Raw genomic sequence first — 19741 nt, 5'->3', positions numbered from 1 at the left:
ACATGTTTTGATAACAGAACATCTTAGAAGAAGGAGGGCATCATTGTGGATGTTGGACAAAATCAGCCCGAACAATTGAAAAGGGCGATGACCTCCCGCCATTTATTTATGATTTCTCTTGGCGGTGTCATTGGGACAGGCTTTTTCCTTGGAACAGGCTATACGATTGGGCAAGCAGGGCCAGTTGGAGCTGTTCTTTCCTATATTGTGGGCGGATTGATTATGTATTTAACCATGCTGTGTCTTGGAGAGCTCTCAGTCGCGCTTCCTGTGTCGGGGTCGTTTCATACGTATGCGACGAAATTTGTGAGTCCTGCAGCAGGATTTGCTGTTGGCTGGATTTATTGGCTTGGCTGGGCAGCCACTGTGGCGCTGGAATTTTTATCAGCAGGGCAGCTGATGAGACGCTGGCTTCCACAAGTGGATGTGTGGATTTGGTGTCTCATATTTGGGCTGTGTTTGTTCTTATTAAATGCCAGATCAGCGAAAGCGTTCGGGGAGTCGGAGTTTTTCTTTTCAACCATTAAGATTGTTGCCATCTTACTATTTATTGGCGTAGGCGGAGCGGCGATGTTTGGTTTTATTCAAACGACGAGCGGGGAACCAGCTCCTTACTTTAGTCATTTTGTGAGTGACGGTCTGTTTCCGAATGGCTTGCTCGCAGTAGTCGTCACGATGATCACGGTGAATTTTTCGTTTCAAGGAACGGAGCTGATCGGGATTGCGGCAGGAGAAAGTGAAAATCCAGAGAAAACCGTGCCTCGCTCGATTCATCAGACGGTTTGGCGCACCCTTGTCTTTTTCGTTTTATCTATTTTTGTCTTAGCGGGCATGGTGCCTTGGAAGGAAGCAAGTGTGCTGCAAAGCCCATTTGTCACTGTGTTTGAGAGAACGGGCATTCCTTATGCGGCAGATATCATGAACTTTGTCATTATCATTGCTTTATTATCTGTGGCGAACTCTGGCCTATATGCCTCTACGAGAATGCTGTACTCTTTGTCGAAGGAAGGAATGGCAGGGAAGGCGTTTAGACGAGTCAATCAGCGGGGCATCCCGATGAATGCCTTACTGCTCACTTTCCTGTTTACAGGTATTTCGTTATTATCAGGATTCTTTGCAGAGAAAACCGTTTTTGCTTGGATCGTGTCTATTGCAGGCATGAGCGCCCAAACCGGCTGGATTACGATTACATTATCACAGCTGCTTTTCCGCAGAAGATATTTGAAAGCAGGCGGAAAGCTGGAAAACCTAAAATTTAAAACCCCTCTTTATCCGGTACTGCCGATCATTGCGATCACGCTGAACTCGATTGTGCTAATCAGTCTTGCCTTTGATGCCGAGCAGCGGATTGGGCTGTATGTCGGCGTACCGCTCATGATCATTGGATATGTTGTCTATCACCGCTATGTGAAAAAACATCAGGTGAAAAGTGAACCGCTCCAGTTGCAAATCCACGGAGATGATGAGATTCGGTTTTAATTCAAAAAAAGAAGCCTTCCCATTTGGGAGGCTTCTTTTTCAATTTAATGCACGCCTTTCATCGCTTTCTTAATCACCGGTGTAAGCAGAAGCATAGCGCCACATAAAACGATAGCGAGCATGCCGATGATCCCGAAATAGACGGTTTCTGGTATTTTATCAAACAGCTTGACCACTTGTGCATTGATCGCCTGTGCCATCGCATTTGAAAGGAACCAAAGGCTCATCGTTTGCGCTGAGAAGGCAGCAGGTGCCAGTTTTGTTGTCGCTGAAAGCCCAACTGGTGATAAGCAGAGCTCTCCGATGACGACAAGGAAGAAGCTGAGAACGAGCCATAATGGACTCACAAGTGTATTCGGACCAGACATGTAAGCAGGAATGATCATGATGATAAAGGATAGTCCTGCGAACAGAAGACCAAGTGAGAATTTAATCGGGGTAGACGGCTGTTTCTTACCGAGTCTGACCCATAACCAAGCAAATACTGGTGACAGGAGCACAATAAAGATTGGGTTCAATGATTGGAACCAAGAAGAGGCTAATGTCATGCCAAGGAAATTCAAGTTTGTTCGCTGATCTGCATATGTCGCTAAAATATTTGAGCCTTGTTCTTGAATGGCCCAGAACATCACCGCAGCTAGGAACAATGGAATATAAGCGAGTACCCTCGACTGCTCCACTGCACTCGTTTTTTGACTAAAATACATCACAATAAAATAAACAATTGGAATCAGCACACCAAGGACACTGACAAACCAAGTGAATAGATTAATCGTGAGCGCTCCTGTTTGAATGCCGATGACAGCAAAAACAGCAAGGACAATCACGATCAATGTACCGAAAATTTTGAAGTTCTTGCGTTCAGCAGCTGATAGTGGATTTGTGACATAAGTGCCGGCAAGTCCAAGATTCGGCTTTTTCGTGATGACAAACGTAATCAGTCCAACAAGCATACCAACGGCAGCGAGTGAGAAACCAAGGTGAAAATTCACTTTTTGACCGAGTGTTCCGACAATTAATGGGGCGATAAAACCACCCATATTGATCCCCATATAGAAAATACTGAATCCCGAATCCCTGCGAGGGTCTGTTTTTGTATACAGGTCGCCGACTATGTTTGATACGTTCGGCTTTAGGAGGCCTGTCCCAATAATAATCAGCCCCATACTAATAAAGAGCGCTGTTGCTCCGCTAGGTAGTGCCAAAATGACATGACCAAGCATAATGAATACCCCGCCATAAAAGACCGTACTGGACGAACCAAATACTCGGTCGGCAAGCCATCCGCCAATAATGCCTGACATATAGACAAGCGCACCATAGACAGACATGATCGAATTAGCGGTTGTCTGGTCGAAGCCAAGACCGCCTTTTGTCACCTCTGTGTACATATAATAAATAAGCAGTGCACGCATGCCATAATAAGAAAAACGCTCCCAAAATTCAGTGAAAAACAGTGTGTAAAGTCCTTTAGGATGTCCAAAAAACCCTTTTTGAGGAACACTTTTAACAATTTTATCGTGGTCAATTGTAGACATGGCATAGATCCTTTCTTAAAAAAAGAGATATGAGAAAAATGATATTCTTGTATAGTTCTTGTGTCAATATAAAACTATTCTAAAACAGGAAAATGTTAGTTCAATAGGCGTAAAGACTCAAAAAAATGAAAAATTCGCTCAAGTGAAAATCATCGGAAAGTTATTCCAGAAGAATTTATATAAAATTTGAAATATCGTACAAGCAAACCTTTTCCACATGCATAGGATGACAAGAGGACATGTGTAAAAAGGAGGGGTTTTCATTGGGGGATGTAAATGAATCTGATCTGAAGAAACCCATTGTCAATGTATTAGACTTTGGCGTGATTGCTGACGGGAAAACGGACTGTACAGCGAAACTGAACGAATGCCTGGAATGGACAAAAGCACAGGGCTACTCCCACGTCTGGCTGCCGAGTGGAACGTATCTAATAGATGCGGTGTACAGGGGGGATCAATTTTTTCCTTTTCGTAATGCCGGCATACGAGTGCCAAGTCATATTTGTATTGAGATGGCATCAGATGCCGTTATCAAAGTGAAACCAAATGATTCGTGGGGATATGCAGCCTTTTATATAGGAGAGGTAGAGCATGTGACCATTCGGGGCGGGCGGATTGAAGGCGACCGTGATGAGCATGTGTACAAGGCACTCCCGCCAGAAAGAAAAACACATGAATGGGGCTTCGGGGTGTGTATTGAAGGTGCTTCCCATGTGAATATCGATCGTGTTCAAATCAACAATTGTACGGGAGACGGCATCATTGTCAGTCCGCACGGTTTATTGACCCATATCGAATCGTACTCGCCTGCTTCGTCTATTCATATTTCTGGCTGCACCATCACTGACTCAAGGCGAAACAATATGTCTATTACAGGCTGCGATGGTGTCATTGTGGAAGACTGTTTGCTTGAAAGGGCAGGGGTAAATGGGGTCGAGCCAAAAATGGGCATTGATATTGAAGGATACGGAGAAAATGCGGTCAACTTGGAGGAACCGCTGAATATTCAAATTCGAAACAACATAGTCAGAGGCGGCGCAGCCAGCTCTATCTATAATTTCAATGGCTATGGTGTGATCATTGAAGGCAATCAAACGGACAGCAGTATCTCCTATGGCTTCGCCACTGAAATGATCATTGCGAATAATTTGATTCGTGCAGTGGGTGGGGGCGTGACAAAAGCAGGGATTACGAGCTTAGGTGTGCCGCTTGATCAATCGGAAAACAATGTGATCATTATTGGCAATATGATTGAAGGATTTGAAAAGGGGATTGATGTGAGGGGAGACAGCGTGCACATCACAGGTAATAAAATCAGTCTTTTTGAAGATGCGGCTGTGTCTGTCTATATGGCCAATCGTATTTTAATAGAAGGAAATCATATTGAGTCAGGGACAAACACACGGCTTAGAAGTACATCGCTGCGTATTTATCAATCAGACAGCATTGTCTTTTCAAACAATACCGTCTACTCTGTCATCGATGCGGCGATGGTCAGAGGAACGAATATTCTCATTCAGCATAATCAATTCAAGGAATTCAGCCGAGGGATATGGGTGCAGGAGGGAGAAGCGGGGATCAACGGCAATCACTTTATTCAAGAAGGACATTCACAGCTCGCATCTTCGTATACGATCAGCGTGACAGGAAATGCAAAGGCTTTCATATGGCAGAATCGTTTTAAGCACTATCAAAACTATGCCGTCTATAGCAATACGACCGCTCCTTTAGAGATTAAAGACAATTCCTTTGAAGAAACGTCCTTATATGTGGTGATGTATATTAAAAATGGCTCACCCCAAATTGGAGATAACCGCTTTTATTTAAATCGTTCGATCGGACAGCCGACAGCCGTTTTTCTTGATGAGGTTGTCTCAGCACGTGTGCTGCGGAATAACATCATTAATCTCTCTCCTCAAAAAGCGATTGCCGTCCGCACCGTATCTTCCACTCATTCGGTGATTGCCCATAACGTACTGGAGCGCAGTCAATTGATGACACACTCCACCGACCGGCTCATCGGAAATATTGAAATTGATCCACCGTAAACGCCTGTAAATCCCTTTTTTTGGAGGTTCAGAAGGCGGTTGACAATCATGTAAAAAGGGCATATAGTAATAATTATTTTTCATTTTTCACAACATTTGCCCTTTTTTTATGGATAAAACCGATTAATTCAATCAGAAAAATGTATCTTGTAAAATAATAACTTGATACAAGGATGATATAGAAAGGATGAAGAACAAGTGTCACAGCCGAAACGGAAGCTCAAGCTAGGCGTATTCATCGCGGGAACTGGACATCATGTCGCCTCTTGGAGACATCCGAAAGCAGTACCAGACGCAGCCATGAATCTTGATTACTTTAAACAATTAGCGAAAAAGGCCGAGGAAGGGAAGCTGGATTTGCTCTTTTTAGCCGACAGCTTATCAATTAATCATACATCTCATCCAAATGTATTAACGAGATTTGAACCGCTCACCCTGCTTTCTTCGATTGCAGAGTCTACCTCAACAATTGGTTTAGCAGCAACAGCATCAACTACATACAGTGAGCCATTCCATATTGCGAGACAGTTTGCCTCACTCGATCATTTATCAGGCGGACGAGCAGCATGGAATGTGGTCACATCTTCTATTGAAGAAACAGCGAAAAATTTTAGCGGAGAAGAGCATTTAGCGCATCACAAACGATACGAACGAGCTGAAGAATTCGTCGATGTCGTCAAAGGTCTGTGGGATTCTTGGGAAGAGGACGCACTTATCAGAAACCAAGAAACGGGAGAATTCTTTGAGTCTAGTAAGCTGCATGAGCTGCAGCACAAAGGTGAATTCTTCTCCGTACGGGGTCCGCTTAACGTATCACGCACCCCTCAAGGACAGCCGGTGATCATTCAAGCAGGGTCTTCTGAAGATGGTCAAAAGCTTGCGGCTAAAACGGCTGAGCTCATTTTCACGGCACAAAACGATCTCGACAAAGCGAAGGAATTTTACCAAAGCTTGAAGGGGAAAGTAGAGGCTACTGGACGAGCGAGAGAAGATGTCAGCATCATGCCGGGCATCTTCCCAATCATTGCCGATACAGTAGAAGAGGCAAAAGCGAAGTATGAAGAATTACAAGAGCTGATTGTTCCAGAGATCGGCCTTAGCATTTTACAAAACTACTTAGGGGGTATTGATCTTTCGAAGTATCCACTAGATGGACCGCTTCCAGAGATTGATCCAAGCGCGTCAAATGCCGTGAAAAGCCGCTTTGACCTTGTGATGAATATGGCGAGAAAGGACAACCTGACCATTCGCCAGCTCTACCAATCTGTTGCAGGGTCCCGTGGGCACCATATCTTTATTGGAACACCAGAGCAGCTAGCAGATGTGATGGAGACATGGCTCGTTGAGGAAGCAGCCGACGGTTTTAACGTGATGCCGCCATTATTGCCAGAAGGACTTGATGCCTTCGTAGACCGCGTCGTTCCGATCCTTCAGGAAAGAGGCCTGTTCAAAACAGAATACACAGGACAAACTTTACGAGAAAATCTCGGATTAAAACAGCCAAAAAATCGCTACACGACATAAAGGTGAGGTGACTAACGTTGGGATATACGTTTCGTCTGGCAACTGAGGATGATATAGAAGCGTTGCTTGAACTGACAACAAGAGCCTATGAGCCGATTCGTGAGCTCGGCATCCAGTTCCAAGCAGCACATGCAGATATCGCCCTCGTTCAGAAAAATGTACAAAAGAACCTTTGCTATGTAATGGAAGAAAACGGAGAGCTTCTCTCCACCTTATCACTCCGTATGCCTTGGGGAGAACAGCCAGGACCATTCGGCGTTCCGCATATATGGTGGTTTGCTTCAGAACCAGCGGCAAAAAAAGGCACAGGCTCAGCCTTGCTTGAATGGGTTGAAACGGAAGTGCTAAGGGACACACTAAAGGTACCGTATGTCTCTCTCGGTACAGCTGATAAGCATCCGTGGCTCATGGACATGTATGAGCGTAAAGGCTATGTCAGAGCAGGTGAAAAGGATCTAGGCAAAGGCCATATCACCATTTATTTTAAAAAACAATTACGATCAGATATTACACAACCATAAGAGGAAAGAAGGGTGTACGAACATGAAAAACAAAAAGTGGCTAGTTGTTTTATTTGCGGCAATGCTTGCGGTGTTAGCGGCATGCGGCGGGGGCAATCAGAGTGAAGGAAAAGACGAGAAAGTGCTTAAAGTGGGCGCTACAGGCCAAAGCTATCCATTTGCTTATAAAGAAAACGGCAAACTAGTAGGATTTGATGTCGAGGTCACAGAAGCCATTGCGAAAAAGCTAGGCTACAAACTAGACTGGCAGCTGAGTGAATTCAGCGGACTGATGGGCCAGCTGACATCTGGTAAGCTGGATACCGTATCAAACCAAGTTGCGATTACAGATGAGCGTAAACAAACGTTCAACTTTACAGATACGTATGCATACGCAGGAACACAAATCATTGTCAAGAAGGACAACAAGGACATTAAAGGACTTGACGACTTAAAAGGAAAAACGGTGGCGGCTGTTCTTGGCTCAAACCATGCCAAAAACCTAGAGAGCAAAGACCCAGACAAGAAAATCAACATCAAAACATATGAAACACAAGACGGTGTCTTAAATGAAGTTGCAAATGGCCGTGTAGATGCTTACGTCAACGGACGCAGTGTCTTGTTAGCTCAAATTGAAAAAACAGGACTTCCACTCAAAATCGTCGGCAACCCAATCGTATATGAAGAAGTCGGCTACCCATTTGCCAAAGATGAAAAGCACGACAAGCTAAGAGAAGAATTCAATAAAGCGATCAAAGAATTAAGAGAAGACGGAACACTGAAGAAATTGTCTGAGAAATATTTCAAAGACGATGTCACAGTGCCGATTAAAAAATAACAACAGCGGCGGTGAAAAGCAGACATGAATCACATTGATTGGCAGTATATGGTGACGGTTTTTCCAACCTTGATTCAATACTTGCCGATAACGATCTTCATGGCGATTGTCTCCATGGTATTTGCCATTATCATTGGTGTGGTATTCGCGCTTATAACGAAAAACCGGATACCTGTCTTATACCAATTTGCCAAGCTGTATATTTCTTTTTTCAGAGCGGTTCCAACTTTGGTTCAGCTCTTTCTCATTTATTTTGGTCTTCCGCAGCTATTCCCTGCGATGACCTCAATGGATGCCTTAACAGCGGTCATTATCGGTTTAAGTATTAAAAACTCAGCGTACTTAGCAGAAATTTTTAGAGCGGCTCTTAATTCAGTGGATGAAGGGCAGCTTGAGGCGTGCCTGTCTGTCGGCATGACAAGATGGCAGTCTTACGTCAGAATTATTTTCCCGCAGGCCGTCAGAAATGCCATTCCAGCGACGGGGAATACCTTTATTGGTCTTTTAAAAGAAACATCGCTTGCCTTTACCATTGGGGTGGCAGAAATGTTTGCGCAAGGGAAAATGATTGCATCGGCCAACTATAAGTACTTTGAAACGTATTTAGCGGTTGGCATTGTGTATTGGGTGCTCACCATCATTTATAGTTTCCTGCAAGACCTATTTGAACGAAAAATCAGCAAACCTTACCGGAATTAAGGAGGTGTGGACATGATCAAGCTCACCAATTTGAAAAAATCATTCGGCGACCTTGTCGTCTTAGACGGAATTAATCTTGACGTGCAAAAAGGGCAGGTTGTGGCCATTATCGGACCTTCTGGCTCCGGTAAATCAACATTGCTGCGCTGTCTAAATCTATTAGAAACGCCAGATGAAGGTACGATTGAAATTGGCGATGCGAAGCTGAATGCGTCTAAATATACACGTAAAGAAGCCCATCACCTGCGTCAGCAAACGGCCATGGTGTTTCAAAACTATAATTTATTCAAAAACAAAACAGCCTTGCAAAACATTACCGAGTCACTGCTTGTGACGAAAAAAATGACAAAACAGCAAGCAAATGAGATCGGCATGGAGCTATTGAAACAAGTAGGGCTAGAACAAAAAGCGGACAGCTATCCGGTTACACTATCCGGCGGTCAGCAGCAGCGAATTGGGATTGCCCGTGCGTTAGCGGTCGATCCACATGCGATTTTGCTGGATGAACCAACGTCAGCACTAGATCCAGAACTTGTCTCAGGTGTGCTTCAAGTGATTAAATCCATTGCCATTCAAGAAACGACGATGATCATCGTGACACATGAAATGGCGTTTGCAAGAGAAGTAGCAGATCATGTGATTTTTATGGCAGATGGTCATATCATTGAGCAGGGAACGCCAACCGAACTATTTGACGAAACGAAGAATGAACGAACAAAACGATTTATCCAAAAAGAAGCAGCGGCTGAAGAAGCATAAGCTGCTTTTTACTCTTTAGAGGGGTGAGTATCAGTGAAATCATTAGGAAATGAAGCTTTAAACAAACGTTTAATTAACATACGCCGAGCGCTTCATGAGCATCCAGAGCTGGCATTTGAAGAGTATGAAACGACAAAAAAACTACGAGGCTGGTTAGAAGAGGAAGGGATCACTGTACTCGATTTTCCAGATCTTCAAACAGGGGTCGTTTGTGAAATCAAAGGAGAACAAGAGGGACCAACGATTGCTCTGAGAGCCGATATTGACGCACTTCCAATTGAAGAAGCATCTGGCGAACCATTTTCTTCAAAGATACAAGGAAAAATGCATGCATGCGGTCATGATTTCCATACCGCTTCGATTTTAGGTGCGGCCGTCCTATTAAACGAACGGAAACATGAGCTCAAGGGAACAGTGCGCATTTTGTTCCAGCCGGCTGAGGAAGTGGCGCAAGGAGCGAAACACGTCATAGAGGCGGGCGTCTTAAATGGAGTGGATGCGATATTTGGTATGCACAATAAACCTAACCTGCCAGTTGGCACCATCGGGATAAGAGAAAAAGCATTAATGGCGAGCGTCGATCGGTTTGAAATTGACATTAAAGGGACGGGTGGTCATGCTGGAATTCCAAATCACACAATTGATCCGATTGCCATCAGCGGTCAGATCACAAGCGCCCTACAGCAAATTGTCAGCCGCCGCATTAGTTCCTTGCATCATGCGGTTGTCAGCATCACACGTATTCAAGGCGGCACATCATGGAATGTGATACCTGATCGCGTCGAGATGGAAGGGACCGTTCGGACGTTTGAACCTGAAGTGAGAGCGATGATTCCAGGTCTCATGAAACAAATCGTGAGCGGTATCGCAGAAGGGTTTGGCGCAAAGGCAGAAGTGAAATGGCATCCGTATTTGCCTTCTGTGATGAATGACGAGCGTTTGACAAAGGTTGTGGAAGAAACAGCAGGAGCGCTTGATCTCGCAGTAGTAGAGGCAGAGCAGTCACCAGGCGGAGAAGACTTTGCTCTTTACCAAGAGCGCATTCCAGGCTTTTTCGTATGGATGGGGACGAGCGGTACCGAGGAGTGGCATCACCCTGCCTTTACGTTAAATGAAGAGGCACTCCCTGTTGCCGCTGCCTTCTTTGCCGAGCTTGCGGTTCGGGCGTTGGAGTCAAGATCATGGAACTAACGAAACAGCTCGCAGAGGCAGTGCTCTCTGCTGATCCGCTGCAAGATCAACAGGCCGTTCAAATGGCTCGAAATGGTCTGTTAGACGCTGCGGCAGCAGCGCTTGCTGCAAAAGAGGATGAAGGGATTCAGAAGCTCATGACGCTCGTGGAACAAGAAGGCGGCGCGGCTCAAATTCCCGTCATTGGACAAGGGAAGAAGGTCAGCCGTCAATCCGCAGCCATGCTAAATGGCTACCTGATTCACGCCCTTGATTATGATGATGTGCATTCTGATGTGAGAGGACACCCAAGTGCGGTGATCATTCCGGCCTTGCTTTCCCAGCTGACCAACGGGGAGGCGTACGGTGATCGATTTCTAGCAGCCTACATTACTGGCGTCGAAGTGATGGCAAGGCTAGGTGAATCCATCGGCAATTCGCATTATGAGCGGGGCTGGCATAATACCGGAACGCTCGGAGCCATTGCAGCGGTCTGTGCGATTGGTTATTTGAAACAAGTTTCACAGAAAGAGCTGGCGAAAGCGATCGGCTTTGCTGGTGCGCAATCAGCTGGAATGCGAAAGCAGTTTGGGACTGATATGAAACCATTACAAGCTGGACTCGCCGCTCAAACCGCCGTATGGTCCATGGATTTAGCTTGCTCAGGTTTTGGCGGGAGTGAATCGCTTCTAGATGGGGAGCTGGGCTTCTTTTCTCTCTATGGGGATCAGAAACTGGCGGAAAGACGTCTGCTAGAGGACTATGGCACTGCATGGCGTATCGTGTCGCCAGGTCTATGGTTTAAAGTGTATCCGTTCTGTTCAGCGGCGCATCATGCAGCCGATGCGATCGAGTCATTAGTACAAGAACACTCTTCCTTACAGGAGAAGATCGTACAGGTCGACGTCATGTTTCCGCCTGGCGGAGATGCCGCACTCACGGAGCGGGCACCTTTGACGGGAGAAGAGGGACGATTTAGTGTCGAGTATGTCATCGCATTAGCGGTGTTTGGACAACCTTTATCACTGGATGCTTTTACGAAAAAAGCCATTTCACCAGAGCTGCGGACATGGATGAAGCGGGTAAATAGAGTATATGATCAAACGACACAACCCCATCCAGACGCAGTGCCAAAAGGACGATTTACGATTGTAAAGCTCAACTTATCTGACGGCACCACCATCAGCAAACGAGTCGATATCCCTCGGGGAGCACCAGGCTGTGCGTTATCGACAGAAGACATCATACAAAAGTTAAGCAGCGTCACCAGCACATCACAGGCAAAGCAGCTTTTACAGGCGGTTGAAGAGGGGAATGACACTGCTTACTTGCAACTGCTGGCATGACAAGGAAAAGGGCTCATCAATCAGATGAGCTCAGCGTGTAGACAAACCCTCGCATTTGGTGTCAGGTCTGTGCGCCGGTGCTCACGAATGTCAAATTCGCTCCGCTCCGGTGCTCGCCCTTCCGAGACTGCAAAGGTTTTCTATCACGCTGAAAAGAAGACAAAGGGCTAAAATCAAGTTCATTTTAGCCCTTTGTCAACAATCTGGGCTCATCAATCAGATGAGCTTTTTTTCATAACAAAAATCAATGCGGCTCACCTCGACACCCAGCTCCATCAAAAAGTATGAATAAAAGATGACCAAAGCATGATAAGTTCATGAAATCGTATCAATCCAATTGAGATTTGAGAAGGAACATGTAAAATAAAGCTACATAAAGAAAAACAAAGGCAACAGCGGAGGCTGATGATGAAAATATTAATGATTGAAGATAACCAGAGTGTTTGTACAATGACGGATATGTTTTTTCAACGAGAAGGATTTCAAGCGGAATTCGTCCATGATGGATTAGAAGGATTGAATCGATTTAAGCAAGAGGAGGATTGGGATCTGCTCATTTTAGATGTCATGCTTCCTTCAATGGATGGTCTGACCATTTGTCAAAAAGTACGCCAGATTAGTGATGTTCCGATTATTATGCTGACAGCAAAGGAAACGGAATCTGATCAGGTGCTGGGCTTCGATCTTGGGGCAGATGATTATGTGACAAAACCCTTTAGTCCGCTCACCTTAATGGCAAGAATCAAAGCAGTGAAACGACGTTTTGCTCAAACAACATCTACTCAAGAAGGAGCGAAAGAGGGTGAACGGCTAGAGACCGAACATTTTCAGTTAGATAAAAAAACGAGAGAAGTGTTTCTAGAGGGGAAACGGATCGAAAATTTAACGCCAAAGGAATACGATCTGCTGTGCTTTTTTATACAGCATCCTCGGCAAGTATTTTCACGAGAACAATTGCTTGAGCAAATTTGGGGATACCAATTTTATGGTGATGAACGAACAGTTGATGTTCATATTAAACGGTTGCGCCAAAAAATCGGAGACGGACCTAAGCCCTTTCTGTATACGGTATGGGGCGTAGGGTATAAGTTCGATGAAGATTAAATATTTTTACCAGTTGCTGATTAGTCACCTTGGGTTATTGCTCATCGCCATCATTATTATCAGCACCCTCATGTCTCATTTTGTAAAAGATATGGCCTATCAAAACAGAGTGGATGAAATGAAATCTTATGGGAATGAAATTTTGCAGAATTTTCAGCAGCTGCCGAAAGCCGAGATGAACTTCCGCCTTCGTCCATTTGAAGACATTCTCTCGACAAGACAAATTCGCTTTTTCGTCTTTGATGAAAAAGGGACTGTGCTGTCTCAGCAGCAAGAGATGCCGCCGCATGAAGCGTTACTCACAAAGGATTTGTGGGCAAAGCTCTCAAAAGGAGAAGAAATCATAGTCAAGCGGAGTGATTCACGCCGGCTTGATCAAGAAGCATCACTTGTGGCACTTCCTGTCATGGAAGACGGAAAGCTGAAGGGCGGGGTGGTGCTCATAGCTCCTATTCAAGGAGCAGAAGAGCTGATTGCTCAAATGAACCGGTATTTATATATCATCGTGTTTGTGGCATTGACGATTACCTTTATTCTCAGTCTGTTTCTGTCGAAGTTCCATGTGAATCGTATCAAAAAACTGAGAGAGGCAACTGAGAAAATTGCGCATGGTGACTACAACATTCATCTTGAAAACAAACACCTTGATGAAATTGGCACACTAGGTGAGGATTTTAATATGATGGCGAATCGTCTTCAACGGTCAAGAGAGGAAATTGACCGGCTCGAAAAGCGTAGGCGACAATTCATTGCGGATGTGTCTCACGAATTGAAAACACCGCTGACGACCATTCGAGGATTGGTCGAATGGCTGAATACTGCGGATGTGCCGGCAGAAGAGAAAGAGAAATGCTATGCGCTCATCACTGATGAGACAAAACGAATGCTGCGTCTCGTCAATGAAAATATGGATTATGAGAAAATCAGGTCGAATCAAATCACCCTTCAAAAATTTCACTATCCACTCATTGATACGTTTGAAGTGATTAAGGAGCAGCTGAGCCGAATGGCTGAAGAGAAAAACAATCAGCTCATGGTAGAGGTTCACCCTGAACAAAAGGTATACGCAGATTATGACCGGCTCATTCAAATTCTCGTCAACATCACAAAGAACGCCATTCAATTTACAGAAGGCGGCCGTATTTCTTTGAGAGGGAAAGAAGAGAATGGGGAAACGATCATTGAAGTAGAAGACACGGGAATCGGCATTGCACCTGAAGAAGTCAAACACATTTGGGAACGTTTTTATAAAGCGGATATTTCGAGAACGAATACACCATATGGAGAATACGGACTTGGCCTGTCGATTGTCAAGCAGCTTGTGGACTTGCACGACGGACAGATTGATTTAAAAAGCGAAAAACATAAAGGAACAACATTTATCATTCGTTTACCGCTACCACAAGAAAAGGGCTAAACTCCGTTTAGCCTCAGCGTGTAGACAAACCCTCGCATTCGGTGTCAGTCCTGCGTGCCGGTGCTCACGAATGTGAAATTCGCTCCGCGCCGGTACTCGTCTTTCCTAGGGCTGCAAAGGTTTTCTATCACGCTGAAAAGAAGAAAAGGGCTAAACTCGGTTTAGCCCTTTTTGGTGTATCATCACTTATTCTGTTTTGGAAAACGTTAGGCCGATATGAGCAAGTGCCTGCGGTAAATCCTTACGAATAGTGATGTCTTTAAATGAAATATTCGATTGAATCGCATTTAGCGCAAGGTCTTGCTTTATTCCTGTTAAAACAGCTGAAATGCCTAAAAGTCTTAACGTTTGCGCATAGCTGACCAAGTATTGAATGCTTTGTTCATTGAGTCGTTTTGTCCCTGAAACATCAATGACCAAATGAGAGAGCGACAGCCTGTAGCTTTCCTGTAAAATGGTTTCTAAAATATGCTGCGCACGTGTCTCTTCGATATCACCAAGAAGAGGGAGCACGGCGACACCGTCAACAACAGGTACGATCGGTACAGATAATTGCTGAATCTGCCGATTGGCCTGGTCGAGTTCTAAGACGTAACTCAACAAAGATGCCATCGTTTCAAACATATGAACATGCTCTTCTGTAAATTGCTGCGGCCTTAGATCAAGTCCACAAATGGTTCCATAGTTCGTACCATCAGTAAAATCGATGGGAACCCCAATAAATGATCCGCCTTGCAGCTGTTTCGTGACGTCTAAGTTTTTTGAACGCTCGTCCAAGCGGATATCAGGGATCAACAGCGTATCGCGATGATCGACCGCCAGCTTGCAAAATGTCTTCTCGTAAGGATTTTCTTCCCCTTCTTCAAGAAGCTGCTCGTCTTGATTTAGCACTTTCACAATCTGATTGGTGTTTTGATCATTTTTAGCAATAAACAGTGTATTCACATGAATGAATTGACTCATCATGTTTAAAATACTTGTAGAAGCATCATGAAAATTGCGAAACTGTTTTAATAGTTGTTGACGAGGCATGGATTAGGACTCCTTGTAGCTCCGATCAATGGCCGGAACAATAGTTGATTTGTCTCTATCATACAAAATCAAACGAGAAATAGATATACTTTAATGCGCAAATCGTGCGAGATCAAAAAGACTGCCGATCCGGAGATCTGACAGTCTGCTGATTAAATGGAGACAGGCACCGTGGACATAGAGAAAAATTCCTCATATAAGGCTTGAACGGCTTCTTTTTCTTGAGCCGCTTTGACGCCAAACATCATGCTCACCTCTGAAGAGCCTTGGTTGATCATTTCAATATTCACTTTGGCTTTTGACAGCGCTTTTGCCGCTCTTGCTGTTGTACCAACATTATGACGCATCGCTTCTCCTACGACCATAATAAGCGAGAGGTTCCGCTCTAGAACCACTTCATCTGCATCAAGTACAAGCTTTAATCGGTCTAAAAGCTCTTGTTCAATCTGCTGCTCCTCCAGCTGATCCTGTCTTAAAATAATGGTCATATCATCAATGCCAGAAGGCACGTGTTCATACGTAAGTCCATATTCCTCTAACGTTTGCAACACTTTACGTCCAAAGCCCACTTCTCGGTTCATCAAATACTTGGAGATATAAATACTGCAAAATCCATTGTCTGATGCGATTCCCACAACAGGGCCATTCGTATGATCCCGTTGATTTACAATTTTCGTACCTTTGGCCGTTGGATTATTGGTGTTCTTAATCTGAACAGGAATGCCTGCCCGAAAGGCTGGAATAAGTGCCTCATCATGAAATACAGAAAAACCCGCATAGGACAATTCACGCATTTCACGATATGTCAGCTCTGTGATTTCCTTTGGTTCATGAACGATCGTTGGATTGACGGCGTAGACTGCATCCACATCCGTAAAGTTTTCATACACATCTGCCTTCAGTCCATTTGCCAAAATGGAACCGGTAATGTCTGATCCACTGCGGGAAAAAGTGACGATATCACTCGCTAGACTAAAACCGAAAAAGCCAGGGAACACAATGATGCCAGAGCGTTCTCTTAATTTGTACAAATGATCATACGATTCTGGAAGGACTTGCGCTTGACCAGGCTCGTCGCTGACAAATAGACCGGCTTCTTTTGGATTCACATAGTGCGCTTCGACGCCTTGATGCTGAAAGTAGGCTGCAATCAGCTTTGCGTTATTATCTTCACCGCTTGCTTTAATCGCATCAAGATAACGCTCAGGATGAGAAGAATCAGCCTGTAATAACGTGTTTACATCTTGCCGGATGGTGTCAATAATGTCATGACCTAACCCCAGCTCATCCGCAATCGAGGCATATCGCTCGATGACAGCTTCTTGTAAATCGTGTGCTTCACCTAAACGTAAATATTGTTCACCGCAACTAATTAATAGATCGGTGACCTTCGTATCCGTTGAATGCCGTTTTCCTGGTGCGGAAACAACGACTGCTTTTCGAGCTGGATCTGCTGTGACAATGTCAAATACCTTTTGCAGCTGCTTGCCAGAAGCAAGAGAACTGCCACCAAATTTAACGACCTTCAATGCATACATCTCCTATAGTAAAAATTTTCTCACAAATTGAATAGTTTCTATTATCAACTCTTTTCTTCAAATTATCAAGGTTTTTCTTCTCTATATGAACAAATGTGTTTTCTGAGAGGACGATGTATGTAAATATATGAAAAAAGAGCCGGCGATATGCCGAGCTCTTTGTCTTTATGAAGAAGAGGACGAAGAAGATAGCTCCTGCTTCATCACTTTGTTTTCACGTTTTTCTTTTAAGAAGAATGAGAGGACAAGTCCAATCACCGCAATAGCACCAGACACGATAAATGACGTATTCATGCCATGAACGGCTGACTTCATTGGATCGGATAATGCTGCATTGGCAGCAGAGCTGCTCATAATGGAGACAAGCACAGCCGTCCCGATAGAGCCGCCCATTTGTCTCATCGTATTATTCATTGCTGTCCCGTGCGGAATCAAATGCGGTGGTAAAGAGTTAATACCGGCTGTTGTCAGCGGCATCATGATCATCCCAACCCCGATTAAGCGAAGTGTGTAGGCCACTGTAATGAGGGCAATCGATGAATCAAGGTTCAGCATCATAAATGGCAGGGAAGTGACAGCTAATATCGTAAACCCGCCTAGAGCCAGCCCTTTACCGCCTACTTTGTCAAAAATTCGTCCGATAATCGGTGATAGGAATCCCATAAAGAGAGCCCCTGGCAATAAGATCAGCCCTGTATCAAGGGCAGATAACCCTCTGACATTCTGCGTATAGAGCGGCAGAATCGTCTCTGTTCCAATCAGTAAAGCAAAGACGAGCATACCGAGGAAGGTCGTTAAGCTAAAGATCGCAAACTTAAAGACGCCAAACTCAAGCATCGGTCTTTTCAAATTCGACTGACGCAGGATAAAGAAGAACAAGCTCACAGCGCCGACAATGAGTGAAATCAGAACGGTCGCACTCGTCCAACCATACGTTCCGACACTTGAAAATCCGTACAGCAGTCCACCAAATCCGAAGGAAGACAGGATCACCGATAAGACATCGATACGAGTGTCTCTTTGCTGTGTGACATTTTTCATTAAGAAGAAAGCAAGAATGAGATCAATGATACCGATTGGTAGAACAATATAGAATAAGAACTTCCAGCTAAAGGAATCGACAATCCAGCCGCCAAGTGTTGGTCCAAGCGCCGGTGCGAATGAAATCACTAGTCCGACCATACCCATGGCTTGCCCGCGTTTTTCTTTTGGGAAAATGGTTAAAAAGATCGTTTGCATGAGCGGCATTAAAATCCCTGCGCCAGCTGCCTGCACGATACGTGCTGCAAGTAGCACCGGAAAATTCGTGGCGAACGAAGCAAGAATGGTACCTGCTGTAAAAATGCTAAGAGCCGTTAAGACTAAGGAACGGCTTGAAAATTTCTCAATTAAAAAGGCCGTAATTGGGATGAGAATCCCGTTTGTCAGCATAAAGGCTGTGGTCAGCCATTGGCCTTTACTGACATCAATATTGAACTCTTCCATGATATGCGGGATCGCTGGAATGAGAAGCGTTTGGTTTAAGATCGCAACGAACGCCCCAACGAGGAAAATCCCAACAATCACAGACCGATTATACGATGTTGTTGATTGGTTCATATTATCCCTTCTTTATCTATAAAATAATGCTTTTCAGCTGTGACACGTTTTGTGATAAAACGCTGTGTTTGCCTAAATAATCAAGCAATGAGCTGATTAAAAAGGTTCTCGGTTGGTCCTTTGACAGTTCTTGACTCAGCAGTTCAAACGCAGAGAGGAGATCGTCCTTTTCTTCTCCATTTGAGAGTGTGTGAAGCTCTTGTTTCATCTTTGTTAAGTACGAGATGACAAGCTTTTCTTCATCATATTCTTCCTGTGTGGAAAGCAAATAAGAGTCCATCAGCTGATCTGTTAGCACAGGCTTAATGGAGCAAGGCTTTATTGATACACGGTCCATCACACCGATGATCATTTCGGCGGCATTTTCTAATTGGATGTTCTTGTGCTCAATCGCCAACATCAAGATGAATTCTCTCATTAATCCGTTGAGGACAATCACAAGATCCCACACATAAGGCGCAACAGATTCACCATATGTGCTTAAAATCATGTCTCTGTGCCGCTGCATGATAATGGAGCGTGTCTCACGTAAATGCTTAATGACGATGGGCGAATGCTGTGAAAAAGCTTCAAAGGACAGCATATTCAAAAATTTATGATTCTCTTTAAACTCTTCAAGCTCAAGCTTAATCTTTTTTGTGAATTTTTCCTTTTTGGACAGCGTCGTTTCGGAATGAATGATCTGAGAAATCTCTCTCATTTTGCGCTGATTGTATTTAATCAGTTCCAATAGAAGAGCTTCCTTTGAATCAAACAGTTTATAAATAGACGCTTTTGATATTTTACAGGCATCAGCAATTGACTGCATGGAGACACTCATATAGCCTTTTTGAGAAAATAATTTCTTCGACACCCGCAAAATCTCTTCTTGCTTTTCGTTCATCTTCATAAGTCCTTTCCGAATCGGCAAAACCATATGGTCACAATGGAAACCGAGTGGTCACTTTTGCTATGATAACAAAACCAATGGCACATGACAAGAAAATGAGCTTAAAAAATACCTGTCATCCGACAGGTATTTTTTATAATAATTGAATAGTGATATGTAAAATGAGAAATTTCAGTTCTTTAAATATAAATACTCGTTAAAACGAAAAAACACAAATCAATTAATGGCTTTGTTTTTTCATGAAGATTATTGAAATAATGT

General features: G+C 44.2%; 16 protein-coding genes. 11 read left to right on the top strand and 5 right to left on the bottom strand.

Annotation, left to right across the window (positions count from 1 at the left end; translation table 11 throughout):
• Window positions 1–45: 45 nt before the first annotated feature.
• Window positions 46–1479: an amino acid permease gene (locus tag N521_RS06190; protein ID WP_008347282.1), complete on the top strand. Its 1434-nt coding sequence runs from the start codon at window positions 46–48 to the stop codon at window positions 1477–1479.
• Between the two features lie 44 nt (window positions 1480–1523).
• Here N521_RS06190 and N521_RS06185 read toward each other — a convergent pair whose 3' ends face one another.
• The gene (locus N521_RS06185; protein ID WP_035390470.1) at window positions 1524–3017 is read right to left on the bottom strand and encodes a peptide MFS transporter; all 1494 of its coding nucleotides are present in this window, start codon (window positions 3015–3017) and stop codon (window positions 1524–1526) included.
• A 263-nt stretch (window positions 3018–3280) separates the two neighbouring features.
• Between N521_RS06185 and N521_RS06180 the strand changes: the two genes are divergently transcribed.
• The 10 genes from N521_RS06180 to N521_RS06135 all read left to right on the top strand — a co-directional run bounded on the left by N521_RS06180 (window position 3281) and on the right by N521_RS06135 (window position 14422).
• Complete coding sequence (locus tag N521_RS06180) at window positions 3281–5065, top strand: right-handed parallel beta-helix repeat-containing protein (RefSeq protein ID WP_035390468.1); 1785 nt, start codon at window positions 3281–3283, stop codon at window positions 5063–5065.
• 198 nt (window positions 5066–5263) lie between these two features.
• Entirely contained in the window at window positions 5264–6589 is a 1326-nt protein-coding gene (locus N521_RS06175; RefSeq protein WP_035390466.1) for an LLM class flavin-dependent oxidoreductase, read from the top strand.
• A 17-nt stretch (window positions 6590–6606) separates the two neighbouring features.
• Window positions 6607–7110, top strand: a complete 504-nt coding sequence (locus tag N521_RS06170) for a GNAT family N-acetyltransferase (protein ID WP_007498165.1) — start codon at window positions 6607–6609, stop codon at window positions 7108–7110.
• Window positions 7111–7132: 22 nt separating this feature from the next.
• Window positions 7133–7927: an amino acid ABC transporter substrate-binding protein gene (locus tag N521_RS06165; RefSeq protein WP_008347268.1), complete on the top strand. Its 795-nt coding sequence runs from the start codon at window positions 7133–7135 to the stop codon at window positions 7925–7927.
• A 24-nt stretch (window positions 7928–7951) separates the two neighbouring features.
• Window positions 7952–8626: an amino acid ABC transporter permease gene (locus N521_RS06160; RefSeq protein WP_007498163.1), complete on the top strand. Its 675-nt coding sequence runs from the start codon at window positions 7952–7954 to the stop codon at window positions 8624–8626.
• Window positions 8627–8638: 12 nt separating this feature from the next.
• Window positions 8639–9385 (top strand): amino acid ABC transporter ATP-binding protein, encoded by a 747-nt coding sequence (locus N521_RS06155; RefSeq protein ID WP_008347264.1) that lies wholly within the window; start codon window positions 8639–8641, stop codon window positions 9383–9385.
• A 33-nt stretch (window positions 9386–9418) separates the two neighbouring features.
• Window positions 9419–10576 carry an amidohydrolase gene (locus N521_RS06150; protein WP_025206742.1) on the top strand — a complete coding sequence of 386 codons (1158 nt, stop codon included), beginning with the start codon at window positions 9419–9421 and terminating at the stop codon, window positions 10574–10576.
• Entirely contained in the window at window positions 10567–11901 is a 1335-nt protein-coding gene (locus tag N521_RS06145) for an MmgE/PrpD family protein (RefSeq protein WP_035390463.1), read from the top strand. The genes N521_RS06150 and N521_RS06145 overlap by 10 nt, the downstream gene beginning before the upstream one ends.
• A gap of 408 nt (window positions 11902–12309) precedes the next feature.
• Complete coding sequence (locus N521_RS06140; RefSeq protein ID WP_017358523.1) at window positions 12310–13005, top strand: response regulator transcription factor; 696 nt, start codon at window positions 12310–12312, stop codon at window positions 13003–13005.
• Window positions 12995–14422, top strand: coding sequence for a sensor histidine kinase (locus N521_RS06135; protein WP_017358522.1), 1428 nt, complete (start codon window positions 12995–12997; stop codon window positions 14420–14422). Before N521_RS06140 ends, N521_RS06135 begins: the two co-directional genes overlap by 11 nt.
• A 186-nt stretch (window positions 14423–14608) precedes the next feature.
• Here N521_RS06135 and N521_RS06130 read toward each other — a convergent pair whose 3' ends face one another.
• From N521_RS06130 to N521_RS06115, 4 genes are all read right to left on the bottom strand, one after another.
• Window positions 14609–15454, bottom strand: coding sequence for a GAF domain-containing protein (locus tag N521_RS06130; RefSeq protein WP_025206746.1), 846 nt, complete (start codon window positions 15452–15454; stop codon window positions 14609–14611).
• Between the two features lie 152 nt (window positions 15455–15606).
• Entirely contained in the window at window positions 15607–16983 is a 1377-nt protein-coding gene (locus tag N521_RS06125; RefSeq protein WP_035390461.1) for an aspartate kinase, read from the bottom strand.
• Window positions 16984–17157: 174 nt separating this feature from the next.
• On the bottom strand, window positions 17158–18591 hold the full coding sequence (locus tag N521_RS06120; RefSeq protein ID WP_017366611.1) for an MDR family MFS transporter: 1434 nt from the start codon (window positions 18589–18591) through the stop codon (window positions 17158–17160).
• A 16-nt stretch (window positions 18592–18607) separates the two neighbouring features.
• The gene (locus N521_RS06115) at window positions 18608–19474 is read right to left on the bottom strand and encodes a TetR/AcrR family transcriptional regulator (RefSeq protein ID WP_224562798.1); all 867 of its coding nucleotides are present in this window, start codon (window positions 19472–19474) and stop codon (window positions 18608–18610) included.
• Window positions 19475–19741 lie beyond the last annotated feature (267 nt).

Origin of the sequence: Bacillus sp. UNC125MFCrub1.1 (assembly GCF_000701305.1) — a bacterium.
Taxonomy (GTDB): domain Bacteria; phylum Bacillota; class Bacilli; order Bacillales; family Bacillaceae; genus Bacillus; species Bacillus altitudinis.
Note: the sequence above shows the minus strand (reverse complement) of the source record. Positions and strands in the feature narration are given on the sequence as shown.

Bases quoted from the DNA above. Each gene is read 5' to 3' on its own strand.
- N521_RS06135 (WP_017358522.1), top strand. From the start codon at position 12,995: ATGAAGATTAAATATTTTTACCAGTTGCTGATTAGTCACCTTGGGTTA.
- N521_RS06130 (WP_025206746.1), bottom strand. From the start codon at position 15,454: ATGCCTCGTCAACAACTATTAAAACAGTTTCGCAATTTTCATGATGCT.
- N521_RS06120 (WP_017366611.1), bottom strand. From the start codon at position 18,591: ATGAACCAATCAACAACATCGTATAATCGGTCTGTGATTGTTGGGATT.
- N521_RS06140 (WP_017358523.1), top strand. From the start codon at position 12,310: ATGAAAATATTAATGATTGAAGATAACCAGAGTGTTTGTACAATGACG.
- N521_RS06155 (WP_008347264.1), top strand. From the start codon at position 8,639: ATGATCAAGCTCACCAATTTGAAAAAATCATTCGGCGACCTTGTCGTC.
- N521_RS06115 (WP_224562798.1), bottom strand. From the start codon at position 19,474: ATGAACGAAAAGCAAGAAGAGATTTTGCGGGTGTCGAAGAAATTATTT.
- N521_RS06185 (WP_035390470.1), bottom strand. From the start codon at position 3,017: ATGTCTACAATTGACCACGATAAAATTGTTAAAAGTGTTCCTCAAAAA.
- N521_RS06165 (WP_008347268.1), top strand. From the start codon at position 7,133: ATGAAAAACAAAAAGTGGCTAGTTGTTTTATTTGCGGCAATGCTTGCG.
- N521_RS06145 (WP_035390463.1), top strand. From the start codon at position 10,567: ATGGAACTAACGAAACAGCTCGCAGAGGCAGTGCTCTCTGCTGATCCG.
- N521_RS06160 (WP_007498163.1), top strand. From the start codon at position 7,952: ATGAATCACATTGATTGGCAGTATATGGTGACGGTTTTTCCAACCTTG.